This is a genomic window from Salipaludibacillus daqingensis (assembly GCF_029891575.1).
GTDB classification, from domain to species: domain Bacteria; phylum Bacillota; class Bacilli; order Bacillales; family Salisediminibacteriaceae; genus Salipaludibacillus; species Salipaludibacillus daqingensis.
Genome location: NZ_JARZHF010000003.1, coordinates 303469 through 323310 on the forward strand (window position 1 = coordinate 303469; position 19842 = coordinate 323310).

A 19842-nucleotide genomic window follows, 5' to 3' on the forward strand; every position below is an offset into this window, starting at 1 on the left:
TTTTCTCCTTTAACATCGAGAATCTCCACCATATTATACAGGAAAAAAACGGTATTTTCACTAGTATTACACGAATTTATAAAAACAATGACCTATATCAAAAGACTAGTAACAGATATTTAGCATCTCCACCTCTTTTTCGCCCAGATAAAGATAGGTAAAGCAATTATCCCTCCAACAACATTTAAAATTACATCTTCCACCATGCCTGACCTACCAGGATGCAGTGATTGTCGGAACTCATCAACAGATGCATACAACAATACAAAACTTAATGAAGATATAACTGCCGTCTTATTGGAACGATATACAACATATACAAGTCTAAAAGCTAAAATTGCTAATATACCAAATACGGCAAGATGGGCCCCTTTTCGAATAAAAAATTCTGCAAATTCAGCTGTCGTTCTCGTTTCTAAACTTACAAGTGTATCCCCATAATAAAAAGATACCCATGAAAACCAATCCGAGATCCAAGTAAGATTTCCACCAGCTAATAGCGGTTCAACTGTTTGATCTTCAAACGATTGGGAGGAAGAATAATAAATAAGTGCGACCCAAAATACGAATGGTGATAAATAAAATAATAAAAATTCTTTTGTTTGCTTAAGCAATGAAAACCTTCCTTTCTTGACAATTAATGTATAAATTTATTGTGATGCAATGTCATTTTGATCATAGCACAAATCATATAGACACGAATCTCCAGTCATTATGATAAAATGCTCCCATACCCTTTTGCGGAGGTTCGATCATTATGAAACAAAAAACATTCACACTAGTAGAATTACTATTCATTATATCTGTTACTGTCAGCTCTCTAATAACAGCGATTCTAAATGATTTATCTCTCGTCCTGGCGATCTGTCCAGGACTATTTTTACTTGTCGTCATCTCCTTGAGAAAAGGATTTTCTATTAAAAAACTGCGTACATCCTCATGGACAGGGGTGAAAAGAAACAAAGACGTGGCTTGGTTGTTAGCATTTATTGGTATTTTGCTACCAACATGGTATTTAGCAGGGACGATTCGAGATTTAAATGATTTATCTCTTTCTCTCATCCACCCTGGATACTTTTTCACGATCACTTTCGTCGTTACCGCAATCATGTCTCTTATTGTTGGTTCTGCTATCGGAAGTCTTAGTATCGTTGGTGTTCCATTAATAGGTGCCGCTGATATCCTCGGTTTTCCATTAGCTATTGTTGGGGGAGCACTTGTATCAGGTGCCTTTGTGGGCGACAGAACTTCCCCTTTATCTAGTTCCTTTTTTCTTTTATCGCACTCGTTGGAATTGACGGTTCGAAACCATTTTAAAGCAATATTCCCAACGATGTTATGGACTACCGGACTAACAACAGTTATATTTTTGTTGTTTGATCTTTTCATAGATAAGGGAACAACCGGGGAGGAAGTACTGTCTCATCATTTACAAGAAATTAATTTCACTTCCATTTCCATCTCTTTACTGCCTCCGTTAGTGTTACTTGTGATGATCTTAGCAGGAAAAAACATGAAAATAACTTTCTCAGCTAGTATTGTTACAGCGCTAATCATTTTAGTTATTCGCGGAGTAGCCTTAGATGAGTGGTTTCATGGCATTGTATTTGGGGTCGATGCGATAAATGGATTACAGCAAATGTTGCCATTTATTCTATTTATTTTACTCGTTGGAGCCTATTCTCAAATGATCGAGGATACAAAACTCATCCAGCCTTACATAGAAAAGATTTTCACAACCAATACAGCTTTACCTATCAATACATCAAAAAGTATTGCAGTGGCCGCAAGTGTCTCCCTCATTTCACCTAATCAGTCATTTCCAATTATTTTAACTGGGCGGGCGCTTCTTCCCTACTGGCAAAAGCATTTATCGAAACGAGATTTAGCGAGGACACTCGCTGATTCAACCGTTGTTTTTGCAGGGCTTGTTCCATGGAGTTTGTTAGCGATACTGTGTAGCACGATTATTGGGATTCCTGTGCTGACCTATCTCCCTTTTGCATTTTTTCTTCTGCTTTCACCTTTAGTAACGTTCTTTTATTCATTGGGTCAATACTTACAAAAAACAAATAGAAGCAATTAGACTATTGAGTTCCTTCCTTTATGAGCACGACACCCTAAAATTTATCCACATCTCAAAAATATATAATTTCCGGCTAAACATAAAAAAAGTGATTCCAATAGAGGATAACTCTGTTTGGAATCACATATATAATTGATATTATTCTTCAGTAAACTCAACTTTTTCCATAATGTTTTGATCTGGTAAAAAGAAATATAAATCAGCAAAGTTTTCTTTCGTGATTTGGATATGCTCCATTTCAAAATAACGAAATTCATCCAAGCAAGCAGACACCATTTTGCTAAAAAATCCTGATGGCTCTTTTACATTTAATTCAACCACTGTTCCTTCTGAAACATCTTCAGCGTTTACTAATCCAGCAAACGTATATGTATCATCAGGGTTTCGTTGAACACAAACAGTGAAAGCAGTTTGTAAAGTATCCAACATGGAGTATTCATCCTTTCCATACTTTTAATGAGCTAAAACGTATTTCGTTTCGCTCTGCAGTAAAGATCCACATGTATCATCGAATCAAAATTCATTATAACAGGTGTTGAAAGGAATTCAATGACTATTTTGTCTCAGATTAACTAAACAGAATAAGATTAATCGCTGCAATAGCCACAACGACCCCAGCTAATTTTTTTATATTTTGCTGAGAAATATGGTTAAAAAAATAAATACCTATACGTGAACCGACCAAAACACTAATCACTCCGATTAAGAAATAAAGGAAAAACACACCACTGAAATCTCCATTTATCCCGTGCAAAAATACGGTAATAAAATTAGTGAATACAAAAGTTACTTGTAAATTAGCACTGTAGGCATATTTATTATTGTTGAAAATTAACATCAAATAAAACACAAAAAACGGTCCACCAACAGCAAATATCCCGCCTACAAAACCACCACCAAAACCAAGAAGTACTGGAAGCCACGTTCGATTTGTAAATGCATCCGAGTCGCTAGGTCCTTTGCTCGTAAATAAATAAATAACAACACCAATGAGAAAAATCCCAAGGAAAACTTTTAATATATCTAACTCTCCGTAGTTATCGAGAATGAAAAATGCACCAATTCGCCCTACAAATGCTGCGCCTAAAAGATAGATAAGCGATTTCCATTTAATATGGCGAAACAATTGAAGCGCAATGCTTACTGATAAAATTAATGCGAGGGCCACAACGAGAAGTGTACTCTCTTTTATTGTAAAAAGAAATGGTAAAAAACTCATGGCAAACAAACCAAAACCAAATCCACTTACTCCTTGAATAAAACTGCCTATAAGTAAAATAACAAAAATAATCAGCAATTCGGTTACCATAGTATTTAGCCTTTCCTAGAACAAATATTTACACTTAGCTTCTATTGTACAGGAAAAATGAAAAAGTGAAAATTCACATCTTCCTTCATTTTTTGTGACGTTCATCACCGCTACCGACTTTTTCTTCAGATAAAGTGGACATATCAACAGAGATACTTTAAAGGAGGACGACATACCATGAACATAACAAAAGGATCAAATAATCAAACCGTCATCGATGTAAGAGAGATGGTGAATAACGGACAACACCCAAAAAATGAAATTATCGCTCATCTCAAAACTGTACCTAAGGGAGGTGTAACTGAAATACATGTTCCGCATGAAGCGGAACCACTTGTTCAATTAATTAAAGCTCAAGGCTTCGAAGTAACTGTTAAAAAAATTGAGGCTGATCATTTTTGCCTTCATACGGTAAAAATTTAATGTTATAAGTAGTGAGGATAGTCTGAACAAGGCTGTCCTCTTTGCTAAATTCATGCTTATTTCGGTCACATGACGTCCTCTCTTCTTACCGTCTTAGCCAGAACACTCTTCCTTTGGACACAGTTCAAGTTTCCCCGCCTCCTTATATATTTCCAACAAACAACAAAAGGAGTACAGGGTTTATCCCTGCACTCGCTATATTGTTAACCATTCCTTTTAAATCCGTTTTTTACTCGTCTTCACTTGCAGAAATATCTGCTTCCATTCGAGGTTTAAGTTGCATCGAACCTTGGTATTCTGCAACAATACCTGTTACATCAACAATATCTCCATTTTCAAAAGTGAATCCGTTGTAATCAAGCCCTGTTCGGTTATCCACTCGAATAAGAACGGACTCCTCATCAACAACTGCGTTGAATTCAAATGTTCCAAAGTTATTTACTTCTTCAAGTTCATTTATTTCTACGCCTTCAACTTTAACAAGTTGTCCTTCCATATTTTTCGCCACTTCATCCAGATTAACAAGGGTTGGTTCTGGCAACTCACCTTCCCCTTTTACTTCTAGAGAAGTTAGGTCAGTTATTTGGATTTCACCATTAAATTCCCCTTTTGTTCCTGTAAGTTTGACTTGATCTCCTAATGAAATGTCACCATTATTTTGAAAAACGTAAATTCCAGCAGAATCATCTTGAACAGCAAATCCTTGTCCGCCCCAAGACCCTGGGTTAGTTGTTACAACACCTTCTACTGTTACTTCTGTTCCTTCAGCAGCATCCCGTGCGTCACTGATTGACATGACAGAAGTTTCTCCATCGCCATTTCCATTATCGCTATCACCATCGCCTTCAACAAACTCATACTCACTCGTATTTCTCAATCCAGGATATCCAAAATACGCCTCCAAACTTCCCGTTAACCTGACTTCTTCTCCAAGGTTATCAGGATTATCTCTTAGGTTTAGGTCAGCTCTTAAAGACGTATTTGGCAATTGAACATACAAGACCTTGTCCATTTCACGTTCATCTGGATCATCTGCTAACATCAGGTTTGTATGCGAGAATTCATCATCACCGTCAAAGTTTCCGTTACCACCTGAAATAATTGTTCCAACAATATAACCTTGAACGGTTCCTTCCCCGTCGTTATTTGCGATTGCTTGAGCAACAGTTAAATTATCTCTATCAATTTCGCCGTCTCCGTTACCGCTGTCACCGTCATCGCCTTCCACAAACTCATACTCACTCGTATCCCTTAATCCAGGTCTAGAAAAATATGCAGCTAAATTACCAGTTAACCGAACCTCTTTACCTAGATTTTCAGGATTATCTTGTAAGTTGATATCTGATCTTAATGACGTATTTGGTAATTGAACAGGTAAAATTTTATCCATGTTACGCTCATCTGGATCATCTGCTAACATCAAGTTTGTTGCAGTGAAATCACCGTCAAAATTTCCGGTCATCGTTCCAACAATATAGCCTTGAACGGTTCCTTCCCCGTCATTATTAGCAATCGCTTGTGCGACAGTAAGATTATCTCTATCAATATCTTCCTTCACAACCACTGTCAATCGAAGGGTCGACGAACGACCTTCCTCGTCTGAAGCTCTGTAAACGACAATGTATGTCCCTGCAGTGTTTGCATCAACATCATCCCCACCACGTTCAACAGTAAGGTCATTCCCTTCACTGTCCGTTGCCGTTACTTCTGGATAATCAAAATCGTCCCCAACAGTAAGTTCCATTGTTGCATTTGAGTTTAGTTCGTCATCTTCGAACGTTAACTCTGGACCTGGTACAATCTCATAATCTGGATCAATATCTGGAATTTCTAATTGAACCATGATCGGATCGTGGTCACTTGCTCGTCCATGCTCCCACATAAATTCTGAGTTGATACCCATCGCATCTACGTCTATTTCAGATTGTAAATGCTCTGAAACCAAAATAGAATCTAGTGATTGCGCGCTTCCATTATAGCTGTAAGTGTACTGTTCACTTCTTTCCAATTCAAAAATAGCATTGTAAAGATTTCCTGATTCAAGAAGGAGATCTACAGGAGGAGACCAAGGATAGTCATTGAAGTCTCCAAGAACAACCACATTTGCATCTTCTTCCGTTTTTTCATTTAGCTCAGCAACGAAATCACCAATCACTTCTGCTATTTCTAAACGTTGTTCACGGCTTCCTTGCTCTGCCGGTTGAACGATTCCAAATGGTGCTTCATCTCCACGTTTAGAATTCCAGTGATTTCCGATAACATAAACGGACTCACCTTTGAAATTGAATTCAGTCAGCAGTGGCTTTCGTGAATTCCTAAACGCATCGTTTGTTGGATCGATCAACCCTGTTCCATAACTTAAGTTTCCTTGTTCATCAATTGTCAGACCTTCATCATTTGGTGCTACAGAATCATCAGCAAGTTCTACTCGATCAACACGATAAAGGTGTCCATTTCGAATGTTTCCTCCTGGTATCCCACCATCGTTCCCTTGGATTGGCGCAACTTCTGTGAAGGCATACTCGACACCTGATTTTTCTTCAATCGCATCAATTAATGTCTGATAACTTGCACTTGCATCTGTATCTGGACCAACATCTTCTCCGTAATTATCCATCACCTCAACGAGAGTAATGATGTCAGGAGAATTCAGTTCATTCGCCATCGAATTAGCTAATCTACGAATTCTCTCAGGATTAGCATCAGGATGGAAGTTTTCCACGTTATAAGTAGCAACAGTAAGCTTATCATCTTCAAACTCAATGGTTGTCTCGTCTCTACGCTCTAAACCACCATCTTGTAAGTCTGGTAGTCCATCACCTACCGGCTGAATTTTAAAGTTACTAAAGTCATAACCTACAACACCAACGATAGATTCCTCAAAATAATCTCCTGTTTTTGCAATCGTGCCTCTCGGTGCGACAACAAACATCACTTCAGTATTAAATTCGGAGTAATTTTCTCCTTGCTCATTTTCCTCCACATAAACAGAACCAGACTCTGTTCTATTTTCAAGTCCCCACTCTTCTGATATAACTGTAAGTTCATCGTATTTTTGTGGGCCAGTAACCGTTACTTGACCTGGAATTTCAATGAGCATTCCTTCTAAACTTTCGTAAAAATCAAGTGCATTTGCTTCTGCATCGAAATCTTCTGGATCGTTAATATCATAGTTTTCAGGATCTGCAAGCAAAACCTCTGGAATCTCTCGATCAACACCTACAACAATGGCATCTGGTAGATCGTTTCCTGAAGATTCAATTTGTATATTACTTGCTTCCATTTGAGTTGTTCGAAGATCATTGTTAGGGTCAGAGCTAAAGTCATGGAACCCAGCCTCTTCATACTCGACCACTTTACCATCAACAAGAACTTCATCACCAACACTTGCTTCATGACTTCTGCTATAAACATACATCCCTTCAGATGTGTTTACATCGCCATCGGACTCTGCACTTTGGAAGTAAAATCCGTTATTTTCAGTATGTGTCACAATACCAGGCACTCCACGAACAACTTGTCCTTCATAAGGAGAAGTGTGAGAAGCTCCTTGGATATCATAGATTTCTAATTCTCCTGCTTCTGGAAGTAGTGTGTACTGATATTCGCGAATATCACTATTTTCTAATCCATCTTTCATCGCTATCGCTTTAAGTGTTGTTTCTTCAGTAATTGTAATTGGACCATCATACAGCATGTCCTCTGCTGTAGGGTCTTCTCCATTTATCGTATAATAAATATCTGCACCTTCTGTACCTGAAGATAACGTCACTTCACTACCGGAAGCAATAGCTCCAGATTCGTAGTTAGCTCTAGGTGACTGAACAACAGATGCATCTTCAACGAGGTCATCGTTATCTCTTGGCATCAATTTGTTTTCATAGAAATGATAGTTTACTACTCCAAAGATGGAGTCATATTCCGTATTTTCTTGAACATCTGCATATGCACCATAAACTAAAAAGTCACCTGCAGCATCATCTGCATTAAAATCATCAAAATCAAAATTATCTCTCACCGTCACATCTTTCATTTCAATTAATTGAGCTTCAATCTCATCAGCATCCTTTTCAAAAAATGTTGAATCGACCACCTTTGGCTCAATTTGACCGTGGTTTTTTTCAACGATTTCAGAGTCAGATACTAATATTTGTTTCATATCTCTAAAATGGTTATGTTCTCCTGTGAATTGAACTTTATCACCTAAGTTGTATTGGCTCCCTAAACCAGCACCGCGAACTAAAATGGCTGCGGTATCATCTTGAACATACATGTTTGTTTGACCACCTGCTTCAAAGTGAGCAGTCACCGTTCCATAAAATGTTTGTGTCGTTCCAAAATCAGTTTCTCTTATATCTAAAATCGATTGACCTTCGTAGTAACCATACTCTTCGTCAGTACCATAATCAAAATCAATTTCAAAATCATTAATCGATAATGTGCCTGATAATCCATCGAGATCATCATTCACGTGTTCCACTGTCACATGAGATCGGTCATCCGACGACACCATGTAGTCCGTTAGTTCAGGAACAACAACTGTTTCATCCTCTAACTCCACTTCCACATCAATTATTCGATTAATATCTAATCCCTTTGGATAGGTCTTATCAAAATCGATCATAAAGCTGGTAGAATCAAGGATCTCTACATCTTCAATGGCTCTTTTTGGCCCCTGAGAGTTGTTTCCGTTGTTACCTCTTTCTTCACTCGTAGCTTGTCCATTACCATTACCATTACCAGGATTTGCACTGACCATTGGAGCAAATGATGAGGTGATAAGAGCGACAGTCATCGTTGCAGCAATAAACTTGCGATACATCTTTGATCGATACTTCATAAAATGATTTCCTCCCTTAAGTAACCTAGATTACTACCTTTTCGACAAAGAACTAACCAGTATTAACATGATATTCTGTTGTCATATACAAAACAAATGAGTGTAAAGACGATTTCTATTACACTCATTTGTATGTATTTTATTCCTTCAAACTTACCATATTTTTGAATAATTTGAAAATTTATTTTATTAAAGTGATGTCTAGTTTTGTAGGAAGACTTTCACTCCCTTTTTGGAACAGTTCACGAGCCCCCTCAGGAAAAACCTCTTTTAATTTTGCTTTCCTGAAGGAGTCTCGCACTTTTCCTTAAACTTGCACTAATAAGCTATAAGTCTATAAAACAGACTTCTTACTCATCGCTACTATTAACGTCAATAATTCGCCCTTCAATTTCAGGTTTTACTTCTCCAACTTCCTCAACCAATTTTAGCGCATGGTTACGTAAAATCTCCCAATCCGTGTCACCAACAATCGTACCTCGGCCTTCATCATAAGCTTCGCCGAACACACTGTAACCATCTCCACCAGTTGCTGTGAAGTTATTCATTGCCGTTACATACATCTCATCCATCTCAAGCGCTACGTACTCTTCTCCTTGTTTCACTTCGACAGTCTGAACACGTTCTCCAGCAGGTTGACTACTGTCAAACGTAAATTTCATTCCTGAAACGTGTAAGAAACCACCATTCTCTCCTGGAACGTCTTTCACACTCAGTTCAAGTGCTTCGATAATTTCTGCCCCCGACAATTCAAGAAGGGTCAATCGATTTCCAAACGGTTGAACCGTAATTAATTCACCAACAGTCACGTCTCCTGCTGGAAGAGCTGCACGAATTCCACCACCATTTTGGAAGGAAATTACGGTGTCACTATTTGCACGTTTACCAGCTCTTAGAAAACCATCAGCGATAAGGTTCCCTAACTTTGTTTCATTTGCACGAACACTGACATCAGAGCCATCTCCTAAACGTGGGTTAGGAAGCTCTTCATTTAATGTAAAGCCTGCCGGTTCGTTTTGAACCTTTTCAATTGCTTCTGTATAAGGCTCTAATAACTCTGCGGCATATGGGTCTGCTTCTCTATCCCTTGCATCGAGAAGTTCTCCTTCCCAATCAATCAATACGCCTTCTGAATCAAACGTAACGTCCAACGTCCCAATATAATTTCCGTACTCGTTTGCTTGTACAATCACTGTTGGCTCCATCTCTTCTCCTGCTTCGTTTTCAGTTACAGCGACAGGATCATGAAGCGCATCGTGGCTATGTCCACCTACGATAATATCAATTCCTTCAACTTCTGCAGCTAAGCGAAGGTCATTCCCAACACTTGGATCGCTGTCAAAACCAAGGTGTGTTAACGCGATAATCTTATTTACTCCAGCATCTTCAAACTGCTCAACCATTTGAGCTGAAGCATCTGCGAAGTCAGAGAAAGTCACATTAATCGGGCTGGAAATGTCCGCAGTATCTTCGGTATTAATACCAAAAATACCAACTTCTTCTCCGTTAACTTCTTTAACGATCCCGTCGTAAATCATTCCACCTTCTGCTTCGTAGGTGATACCATCTTTATTACTTGTAAGAGCATCAAACTCTGGATGACCAGAAAAATCCATATTTGCCCCTAAAAATGGGAAGTTTGCATTTTCAACGAATTTAACTAAATCTGGATGCCCTTCCTCCGGATCGCCTAGGTCAAATTCATGATTTCCAAAAACAAAGGCATCATAGTCCATTAAGTTCATGAACTCTAAAGCTGCTTGACCTCGGAATTCATTAAAGTATAATGTTCCAGAAAATATATCCCCCGCTTCTAATAAGAGAGCATCAGGACGCGTTTCACGTGCTTCGTTTGCAGTTGTTATTAATTGTGGATACATGTTCACTCGTCCATGAAGATCATTCGTGTGTAGAACAGATAACTCAAATGTTTCCTCTGCATCTTCAACGTAATCAAATGGGACTTCAAAATTATTAATCGATAATGTTCCTACTAATCCATCAAGATCATCGTTCCCGTGTTCAACTATTACATGTGATCGGTCATCTGACGACACCTCGTAGTTCGTTAATTCAGGAACAACTGTTTCATCCTCTAACTCGACTTCCACATCAATCATTCGGTTAATATCCAATCCTTTTGGATATGTCTTATCAAAATCGATCTTAAAGCTGGTAGAATCAAGGATCTCTACATCTTCAATGGCTCTTTTTGGCCCCTGAGAGTTGTTTCCATTGTTACCTCTTTCTTCACTCGTAGCTTGTCCATTACCATTGCCATTTCCATTACCAGGATTTGCACTGGCCATTGGGGCAAATGATGAGACGATAAGAGCGACAGACATCGTTGCAACAATAAACTTGCGATTCATTTTCGAACGATATTTCATAATACGATTTCCTCCCTTAAAATAAGTGGTAAAATTATGAATCGTTACCTACTACTTGAATAAAAGAGAAGTAGCAACTAATAAAGTATAATCTTTGCGAGTAAAACATGTAAACCCTTTCAAATCAGACGTCTGATCACTTCATGTACATGCTCATAGGATATGTGTACTATCTACCATCACATTTCTATAAAATACTTTTAACACTCGATTTAAATTTATTCAAAAATTGAATTATTAAGTTTTAATAATAGAAATAGTATTAAATTTATCTTGTTTTTATAGAAATAATAGATACAACGAAATGTACTTTTTATAAAACATAAGTAAAATAGCTTCTTTTTATGGGATTAAAAGGAAAATAAATGCGTGTTAACTTTATATTTTTAATCTATCGATTTTTAAACTTAATTCTATGAGACTTCATTAAGATAATCTTTTTCTATTTCTTCAAATTAATAATAAGTGATTAAAAGGAGTTCTAACTTAAAAAATTAACTGTAGAGTGTTCTATAAATAGATTTTTAGTAAGCGTAAAGTCTCATACTATTAATAGAAAATCGACAAATACTGAATATTACCTATATAGTCCTACACCTGAAAAAAATGGAAAATTCATCTTATTTTCAACTTACTTCATTTAATTTTCACATACATCATTACTTTTGGATAAATTCACCCTTACAAAAGAACAATTTCACGAACATCAACAAAACAAAAACAGTGACGATCATTTCGCCACTGTTTAGTATTTAAAGTCATTCTTTGTCTATTAATGCGAGAGGAACTTCAATTAAGAAACATGTCCCTTGTTTACTTGAGGAAAATAGTTCTATTTTACCTTCATGGTTATCAAGTATCCGTTGGGCAATCGTTAATCCAAGTCCAGTTCCACTTTCTTTTGAAGTTAAAAATGGATGAAACAACTGTGCTTTCATTTTCTCTGGTATACCTGGACCGTTATCCCTAACAAAGATTTGACACATTTCTCCTTTTATTTTCGAAGAAATATAAATTGTACCCTTCCCCTCCATTGCTTCAATGCTGTTTCGAATTAAATTGTGTAATACTTGCTTCATTTGTTCACTATCTACAAACATTGAAATGGAGTCCAAGTGCATATCGAAGTTCACTTGCTCATTACCGGCGGCATGTTGGATTAGTGGGACTATATCATTGATAATCTCCCTTAAAGATGTTGGTTTCATTTTCGGGGCACTAGGTTTCGTTAACAAAAGCATTTCTTCAATGATGGAATTGATTCGAGCTAATTCCTTTAATAACAATTGAATACGAAACTTCTCTTTTTGATTATTCGTTAATGATTGATTCATTAACGTCAGAAATCCATCAATCACTGTTAGAGGATTACGAATTTCATGAGCTGCCCCTGCCGAAAGTTCTCCAACGAACGCAAGTTTTTCTGTCTGTTGTATCTTTTTCTCTAATTGTTCTGTTTCTGTAATATCAACAAAATAAAACACTTTCCCGATTATTTCTTTTTCTCTCCCAATTAATTGCGACTGGGAAACGAGTAAATACCGAATCTCACCATTTGTTTCAAATGGCATTTTAACATTTTGAAAAATTTCCTTTGATGAAAAAGCATACCAAAAATCTTTATTATCTCTTTCATAAGGATTTCCTACGAAAGATTCCATTTGACTTTCATGTTCGCCGATTAGGTCTTTTGCTGCATCATTCAAGACAATATCCCCTCTTTTTTCATCAGAGGTGACAATTCCAATTGGTAAAGAATTTAATATTTGTTCCCGATAAACTTTGTCATCCATGATCAGTTCAAATGACTCTTTTAACCGTGAAGACATCTCATTGATCGATCGGGTTAAGGACTTTAACTCCACTTGATGTGCTTCTTTAATTGTTAATCCATATTGTCCTTTAGCAATTTTCCCTATTTTTGTTTCTATTATTTCAACGGGTTTCGTTAAATCTTTACTAATTCGATAAGATGCCACAATCGCTAATAAGATTGCCACTGATGTCACTAACAATAATAGCCATAATGACTCTTCAATAATCGTCGTTAGTCTAGTTGAATGATCATCAAGCGACGCAAGCACCTCTTGCTTTTTTCCATCAATATCACTTCGCAAAGACTCTAAGTTCGGAAGATAATCTTCTTCGATCATCAAAGATGCATATTCTTCATTCCCAAACGATATCAATCCTCGTATCTCATTTGTAATCATAAAGTCCAAACGATCGATGTCCCTCTTTGTATTCTCAAGTTCCGTCGGGATGGTACCGAAATCCTGTAATAACTTCTCATCCATCTCAGCTTGATATTCTTCATATTGTTCTATAAACTCACAACAAAAATCTGTCATTATTGCCGTTTCAACAAGATGTTCTTTGACTTGAAGATTTTCTTGCCAATGAGTAAGCCAAATAAGTTCTGGAATATTTCGATTGCTTAAATCATCACTGACTTGATTCATTTCATCCATCGAATGAATAAAAACAAACGAAAAACTAGTAAACAAAATGGTCGTCAATAGAAGGACGGATAATATCTTGCTTCGAAACGTCATGTTAGTAAAAAAGCCTTTCATTATCCTTCTCCTTCCGGTAGGACGCTAAAACGAAATCTCACCTTGATCATATTTATTAATTTCATCATGTATGTATTCTCTTTCGTCCGCTGTAAACATTGGACCTAATGGTGATAGTCTATAAATCCCATCTTTTTCTGTTAGCATCCTCTCGCCACTAGAAATTCCTTCTTCGCTAAAGTAATCATTCATTATTACCGAATAAATTCGCGGAACATCATTAATCACACTAGTCAACACATGATCTCTCGCCATGTATGATTGGTCATCGATATAACCTATGACATAAATATCTTCCATTTTTGCACGCTCAATAATGTGCCGATTAAAAGCATTTCCTTTCGAATAAACCACATCAACGTCATTTTCTATCATTTCTTCCATTATTTCCAAAGCTCTATCTCCGTCATTCCGGTCAGGTATAATGTCATAATATGATGTTATTTCTGAATCATAGTATTGAAGACCTTCTTCAAATTGTGGGTATTTGTCTCTTTCATTATCAGCATCAATGATGCCGATTTTCTGTGATTCCGTTTTTAATGTTGCAGCCAATGCAGCGAAATATTCTATTTCCCCTTGATCAAACGTATATACTGCTTGATTTTCAAAAACAGCCGTTCCATGAATCGTTACAAACATGATATGAGGATGGTTTTCAGCTAATCTCGTAAATGTATTTGAAAACTCACGTCCATGACCAATAATCAAATCCATTTCTTCATCTATCATTTCTATGGTCGCTTGTTCCATGGAATCTGTTTTTCTTAACTCACTTTTTAACGTCGTATGTACAGAAAACTCTTCCTCAATTTTTAATTGGCCCTTATAAGCAAGGCTACCCCAACTTTGATCGATAATTTGATCAGTTGTCAAGATTCCTACTTTTGTTATTTCTTCCTTATCCTCTTCTTCTACTAGTAAAATACTTCTGGATTGATACAGCATGGTTAAAATAAGTAAAAATGCAACTAATATAGAGAAGATTAATATTTTTTTAGATTGTTGTTCAACCGCTTGCATCACACCATCTCCTATTTGGATAAACAAAACATTTGGGCTACAAAACAGTAACATACCTACTTGATAACTATCGATCCAAATATCTCATACCTTTTGTAAGATCTTCTCTACCTATAAGAACCACAATCCAATTTGTTTTCACCAACTAAAAAGCTATCTTTTTATACAAAAGACAGCTTTTCTACTTGTATCTTAACGAAAAACCTTTCTTAGGTCTATACTTCTTCCCGAATATAATCAAGAATATGGTTTTTTCTAGTGTATTTAGAATGACTTATTATCATGAAAGCAAAGTCCTTTTTATAGTATTCTAAAACGACCTTGAGAAGTATTTGAATAATAGCTCATTATCGAAAGATAGTCGATAATATTAATTTAATTTTAGACTACACCATAATCTGATATACTCCTATACTGGAAAGTACTCGTTCATATTTTCTTTAATAATTTCTACATAGTCGTGTTTATCCATAATATCAAATAATAATAATGATTTATTAAGATGCGTCATGGAACGTTTGAACTGTCTTAAATGAAAACAATTAATTCCCGCTTGAAAATGCAATTCTCCTAACAAATAAAAACTTTCTAAATAAATACATAACGAAATTCCTTTTTTACAATAAGCAAACGACTCTCTGTATCTGCCTAATGAGGTCAATGATTTAGTAAGTCCATAATACAGTCTGATTTTTGTCAGATCCATTTTCTTTTGAATTTTATGCATTTCTTCCAGCGCTTGTTCATAATATTGAACAGATAGCTCAAGTTCACCTTTTTCATTAAAAATTATTCCAATACTATTCATAATCTCAATTTCCGTACTAGAATAAAGTGAATTTGTTTTTTGGCGAGTTCGATACAATGCTTTCATTAATAATTCAATCGATCGGTCAAAATCTTGTTTCAAATAATAAATTGCAACTCCTTCGTGCCACAAGAGAAATTGTTCATGCTCAACAGATGCAAAAACACCATTTTTTTGTTCGGACTTTACCATTTCATAAACCGCTTCATACTCTTTGTCACGAATTGCTTTTCGAATTTCGCTTTTTACAGTATCAATATAATCAAATCTACGATAATTAGCCATATTGAAAAATTCGTTCATATCGATTTCTAGTTTTCTTGAAATATTATAAAGTGTTGTACTTAGTGGTATAACCTCTCCCTTTTCGATTCGGCTAATTTGTGCCTGAGTGCAGATACTTTCGGCTAATTCCGTTTGCGACATACCTGCTTTTTCTCGTAACATCTTAATGTTTTCGCCTATTAACCGATCATTCATCACAATTTACCTCCTAATCATTTAATAAGCCATGCTGAAAAGAAGTTCATGATGCTTTAAAGGATATTAATTAAAGGGGGTGTTTAAGTGAAAAAGTACCTTTTAGCGATGGGCATTGTCGCAATGTTTCTAGGTGGTATTGTCTCTTTTAGCGGAGATCAGCAGTTCGCAGCTAGAGACTTACCAAATCAACACAGCGTTCCAGATCAAGGGTAATCAATTGTATTCCCAAAACCAAAGCTCTCTTATTATGAGAGGAGAGCTTTGGTCTCCTTCATGCTTTTTTTTATTGTTCCCCCAATATTAATATACCATTTATTACCACATATTTTCAATTTGATTTAATTGAAGAGTGGTTAAATTGATGATAGTTAAAAAGGAAAACGAAATGGTTTCTGTGAACGATAGTCTCGGAACAACTTAGTATACGTAACTCGAATGATGAAAAAGAGGACAATTAACCCAACGACATTTAATTCTTTTAGAAGGGCGAATATCGTTTGATCGAGTTGTCGAATCATTTGTCCTTGTCCATAAGGGTCTACAGATACTGGGTACTTTTCAAGATAAGTTATTCGTAACGGAAGAGGATGAATGGGCACGTGATGATTTACTTCCATCACTTCGACGTAACGGTCTTCAACAGGCGTCATGTGTAATGATTCTTTTGGCGCTTGAAAAGCACCAGATGACTGAAAGGATTCCGAATTCTTGACAGTCATAACCTCACCGTTTCTCCCACTGCCAGATAACAGATTAAGAGAGTTGCTAGTGCCACTTTGTTGTAAACCTTGACTATGAGCAACAGAACTGAATACGAACAAAGACACCAACAAAACCCCAACGAATACCGACAGCCTCTTGACCATTAATAAAACCCCCTTTTTTAGATTAATTCCATGATACCTTTTTTAAAAATAGAGTGAAAATTCTGTTAAATGGACATATCGCAGAAGAGAGTCGGTTTATTCGATTTAAATAGAATTAACACAATAACTATACGTATAGGAATAATGACATAAAAGAAAAAAAGTCCTAAGAGATTATTTCTCTCAGGACTTTTTATGTGTGTTTCTACCTATTAAAATACACCTTATTTTTCAACCATCAACCTGTGTTAACAAGTCCGGCAGCAACACCACTAATTGTCAACAGCACTTCCGTAAGAAGTTCATCCGATTTTTTACCTTCTGCCTCACGCATTTTTTGAATGAGATCCACTTGTAAATAATTTAACGGATCGACATATGGATTTCGACGGTGAACAGACTCACGAATGTTTGGAGTATGATCAAGAAGTTCTTCACTTTTAGATATTTTTAATAGAACATCTTTTGTGCGATCATATTCCTCTGTAATATCTGCAAAGATACGTTCCCCAATCTTCTTATCCTCAACTAAATCGACATATTCTTTTGCTGTTTGCAAATCAGCTTTCATTAAAGCCATTTGCAAATTATTGATCGTTGATTCAAAGAACGGCCAAACTTCATACATTTCACGAAGCGTTTCTAAATGTTCTTCACTTTTTGAAGCATAAGCAGCTAACCCTGAGCCTGCAGCATACCAAGCAGGTAAATTTTGACGACACTGGGTCCAAGCGAACACCCATGGAATCGCCCGTAAATCCTCAAATGCTTCACTGTTTTTACGACTCATTGGACGTGATCCAATATTCAATTCACGCAGTTCGTTTAATGGAGTCGTTTGTTTGAAATACGTCAAGAAATCTTCGTCTCCGAATACAAGAGACTGATATTTTTTCAGCGATTTCTCTGAAATTTCCTCCATGGCTTCTTCCCACTTATTCTTTAATCCCGTTACTTTCACCGATTCACTGTGAACTTTCGATGAAGATTCAAGTAGTGCAGAAGCTGCCTGCTCTAAATTACGGAAAGCAATATCTTCAAGCAAGTATCTTGAGGATAATACTTCTCCTTGCTCAGTGATTTTCACACCATCCCCCAACGTTTCGGCTGGTTGAGAAACGATACTTCTATTAAGTGGTCCACCTCCACGTCCAAGGGAGCCCCCGCGCCCGTGGAAAAACTTAAGACCGATGTTATAATCTCTCGCAGTATCATGAATTTCTTGCTGCGCCTTAAATAACTTCCAGTTTGCTGTTAGTGTTCCACCATCTTTACTGCCATCAGAATATCCAAGCATGATTTCTTGATGATCGCCTCGCTCTTTAATATGGTGACGGTAAACTTCCATGTCAAACAATGTTTTCATAATTTTTGGTCCTGCAATTAAATCGTCTACGGTTTCTAATAACGGTGCTACGTGGAGACCACTTTCCACCGTGCCATCTGCGTGAAGACGATAAATCCCCGCTTCCTTTGCCAAAACTAGCACTTCCAATAAGTCACTAGAGGATTGCGTCATGCTCACTAAATATACTTCAATCGAGCGAGTTCCAAACTCATCGTGTGCATTTTTGATCATCCGGAACACATCAAAAATCTCCTGTGTCTCTTTTGAATAATCTTCATTCAACAACATCAATGGGCGTGGGTCGCGAAGGACTTTTTGCAATACGTCTAGTTTCTTCTTTTCAGATAATTGGCTATAGTCTTCAGAGATATTTACTACTTTAAGAATTTCAGCTATTGCTGTTTCATGTTCTCCACTATGGTTTCTCACATCAAGAGTCGCTAAATGGAAGCCAAATAACTCTACTTGCCGAGTCATCTTCGCTAACTTTTTCAGCTTTTGACCTTCTTTTTGATGCTGTTCTGCACTGCTTTTAATCATTTGGAGGTCGTTTAGCATTTCCTCTGAATCATTGTACCCTGTTTTTGATTTACCAACTTGGCGAATTCGCTTCAAAATGACGGCAAATTTTCTTCGATACACTTCTGATTTAATCGGCCACATGTCACTTTTTTTCAAATATGCCTTTTCGTCTTCTTCGACAGATGCAATTAGTCCTTTGTCAATCGTCACTCTTTCCGTTGATTGGCTAAAACGACGCATTAAATCAACGATAGACTCCTCATATTTTTTCAATGCTAGTTCTCGTTGTAACTTTAATGTCTCCCATGTCACATCTGGCGTAACAAATGGATTTCCGTCCCGGTCTCCGCCAATCCATGAACCGAAGTGCAAAAAGTTAGGAACTTTCCATTGATGACCAGGATAATAGTCATCTAGTTGCTCTTCTAGTTCTTGGTGAACAGCTGGTAATACATCAAAAAGAGTTTGATCAAAATAGTAAAGTCCATTTTTCACTTCATCAATGACGGTTGGCTTTCGATAACGCAGTTCATCTGTTTGCCAAAGGGCTGTTACTTCATTTGCCAAACTTTCTTCATAGTTTTTACGCTCTTTTTTGGTAATAAGAGGATTATCTAGTGCTTGAAGAATTTGTGAAATACGCTTTTGAATTTCAAGTACCGTTCGTTTCGTAGCTTCTGTTGGGTGAGCAGTCATAATCAACTCAATTGACAAATCATCAAGGATCGTCTGAATCACTTCATCTGAGTGTTGATCGTTTTTCACCGATTGAACAGCACTTTCGATTGAGATCGGTTGTACTTGTCCATCTTCTTTTAATCGATATTGACGTGAACGACGAATCCGGTGGTTTTGTTCAGCGATATTAACGAGATGAAAATACGTAGAGAAAGCTCGAATGACATCTTGCCGCTGAGGAGACTCCAAACCACTAATCATTTCTTTTAGTTTCTCATAGGATTCAGTTTTAAAATCAACACGAAGTCCTTTTGTCGTTTCTCGAATTTCTTCTACTTTATTAAAGAGGTCTTCGCCCCCGTGCTCTACAAGCACTTCTCCTAAAATAGTACCTAGCTTCTTCACATCTGTTCGTAACTGTGCGTTCGCATCTTGTGTTTCAATCATGTTTTAATCCTCCAATCAAAGCTTAGGATTTCTTCCTACGCTT

Annotated in this window: 13 protein-coding genes; 3 read left to right on the plus strand and 10 right to left on the minus strand. The window is 36.9% G+C overall.

Features of this window, described 5'->3' with window-relative positions:
* Window positions 1-119 precede the first annotated feature (119 nt).
* Complete coding sequence (locus QDN89_RS08255) at window positions 120-614, minus strand: VanZ family protein (RefSeq protein ID WP_280769636.1); 495 nt, start codon at window positions 612-614, stop codon at window positions 120-122.
* A 143-nt stretch (window positions 615-757) separates the two neighbouring features.
* Between QDN89_RS08255 and QDN89_RS08260 the strand changes: the two genes are divergently transcribed.
* Window positions 758-2086, plus strand: a complete 1329-nt coding sequence (locus tag QDN89_RS08260; protein WP_280769637.1) for a Na+/H+ antiporter NhaC family protein — start codon at window positions 758-760, stop codon at window positions 2084-2086.
* 138 nt (window positions 2087-2224) lie between these two features.
* On the opposite strand, the gene QDN89_RS08265 is transcribed toward QDN89_RS08260, so the two are convergent.
* Both QDN89_RS08265 and QDN89_RS08270 read right to left on the minus strand, forming a co-directional pair.
* Window positions 2225-2515, minus strand: coding sequence for a hypothetical protein (locus tag QDN89_RS08265; RefSeq protein WP_280769638.1), 291 nt, complete (start codon window positions 2513-2515; stop codon window positions 2225-2227).
* Between the two features lie 139 nt (window positions 2516-2654).
* Window positions 2655-3395, minus strand: a complete 741-nt coding sequence (locus tag QDN89_RS08270) for a sulfite exporter TauE/SafE family protein (RefSeq protein ID WP_280769639.1) — start codon at window positions 3393-3395, stop codon at window positions 2655-2657.
* Window positions 3396-3572: 177 nt separating this feature from the next.
* Here QDN89_RS08270 and QDN89_RS08275 point away from each other — a divergent pair, with 177 nt between their 5' ends.
* Window positions 3573-3818, plus strand: a complete 246-nt coding sequence (locus QDN89_RS08275) for an amino acid decarboxylase (RefSeq protein WP_280769640.1) — start codon at window positions 3573-3575, stop codon at window positions 3816-3818.
* 229 nt (window positions 3819-4047) lie between these two features.
* Here QDN89_RS08275 and QDN89_RS08280 read toward each other — a convergent pair whose 3' ends face one another.
* The 5 genes from QDN89_RS08280 to QDN89_RS08300 form a co-directional block, all read right to left on the minus strand.
* Entirely contained in the window at window positions 4048-8658 is a 4611-nt protein-coding gene (locus QDN89_RS08280; protein ID WP_280769641.1) for a DUF6359 domain-containing protein, read from the minus strand.
* A gap of 350 nt (window positions 8659-9008) precedes the next feature.
* Entirely contained in the window at window positions 9009-11048 is a 2040-nt protein-coding gene (locus QDN89_RS08285; protein ID WP_280769642.1) for a bifunctional metallophosphatase/5'-nucleotidase, read from the minus strand.
* 758 nt (window positions 11049-11806) lie between these two features.
* Window positions 11807-13624, minus strand: a complete 1818-nt coding sequence (locus tag QDN89_RS08290; RefSeq protein ID WP_280769643.1) for a sensor histidine kinase — start codon at window positions 13622-13624, stop codon at window positions 11807-11809.
* A 24-nt stretch (window positions 13625-13648) separates the two neighbouring features.
* Complete coding sequence (locus QDN89_RS08295; RefSeq protein ID WP_280769644.1) at window positions 13649-14647, minus strand: BMP family ABC transporter substrate-binding protein; 999 nt, start codon at window positions 14645-14647, stop codon at window positions 13649-13651.
* A gap of 409 nt (window positions 14648-15056) precedes the next feature.
* Entirely contained in the window at window positions 15057-15935 is an 879-nt protein-coding gene (locus QDN89_RS08300) for a helix-turn-helix domain-containing protein (RefSeq protein ID WP_280769645.1), read from the minus strand.
* Window positions 15936-16022: 87 nt separating this feature from the next.
* Between QDN89_RS08300 and QDN89_RS08305 the strand changes: the two genes are divergently transcribed.
* The gene (locus QDN89_RS08305) at window positions 16023-16151 is read left to right on the plus strand and encodes a hypothetical protein (RefSeq protein WP_280769646.1); all 129 of its coding nucleotides are present in this window, start codon (window positions 16023-16025) and stop codon (window positions 16149-16151) included.
* Window positions 16152-16306: 155 nt separating this feature from the next.
* Here the strand turns inward: QDN89_RS08305 and QDN89_RS08310 are convergent, their stop codons facing one another.
* Both QDN89_RS08310 and ppc read right to left on the minus strand, forming a co-directional pair.
* Window positions 16307-16804, minus strand: a complete 498-nt coding sequence (locus QDN89_RS08310) for a hypothetical protein (protein WP_280769647.1) — start codon at window positions 16802-16804, stop codon at window positions 16307-16309.
* Between the two features lie 238 nt (window positions 16805-17042).
* Window positions 17043-19799, minus strand: a complete 2757-nt coding sequence (gene ppc / locus QDN89_RS08315) for a phosphoenolpyruvate carboxylase (protein ID WP_280769648.1) — start codon at window positions 19797-19799, stop codon at window positions 17043-17045.
* Between the last annotated feature and the right edge of the window lie 43 nt (window positions 19800-19842).

Bases quoted from the DNA above. Each gene is read 5' to 3' on its own strand.
- QDN89_RS08260 (WP_280769637.1), top strand. From the start codon at position 758: ATGAAACAAAAAACATTCACACTAGTAGAATTACTATTCATTATATCT.
- QDN89_RS08265 (WP_280769638.1), bottom strand. From the start codon at position 2,515: ATGTTGGATACTTTACAAACTGCTTTCACTGTTTGTGTTCAACGAAAC.
- QDN89_RS08270 (WP_280769639.1), bottom strand. From the start codon at position 3,395: ATGGTAACCGAATTGCTGATTATTTTTGTTATTTTACTTATAGGCAGT.
- QDN89_RS08275 (WP_280769640.1), top strand. From the start codon at position 3,573: ATGAACATAACAAAAGGATCAAATAATCAAACCGTCATCGATGTAAGA.
- QDN89_RS08280 (WP_280769641.1), bottom strand. From the start codon at position 8,658: ATGAAGTATCGATCAAAGATGTATCGCAAGTTTATTGCTGCAACGATG.
- QDN89_RS08285 (WP_280769642.1), bottom strand. From the start codon at position 11,048: ATGAAATATCGTTCGAAAATGAATCGCAAGTTTATTGTTGCAACGATG.
- QDN89_RS08290 (WP_280769643.1), bottom strand. From the start codon at position 13,624: ATGAAAGGCTTTTTTACTAACATGACGTTTCGAAGCAAGATATTATCC.
- QDN89_RS08295 (WP_280769644.1), bottom strand. From the start codon at position 14,647: ATGCAAGCGGTTGAACAACAATCTAAAAAAATATTAATCTTCTCTATA.
- QDN89_RS08300 (WP_280769645.1), bottom strand. From the start codon at position 15,935: ATGAATGATCGGTTAATAGGCGAAAACATTAAGATGTTACGAGAAAAA.
- QDN89_RS08310 (WP_280769647.1), bottom strand. From the start codon at position 16,804: ATGGTCAAGAGGCTGTCGGTATTCGTTGGGGTTTTGTTGGTGTCTTTG.
- ppc (WP_280769648.1), bottom strand. From the start codon at position 19,799: ATGATTGAAACACAAGATGCGAACGCACAGTTACGAACAGATGTGAAG.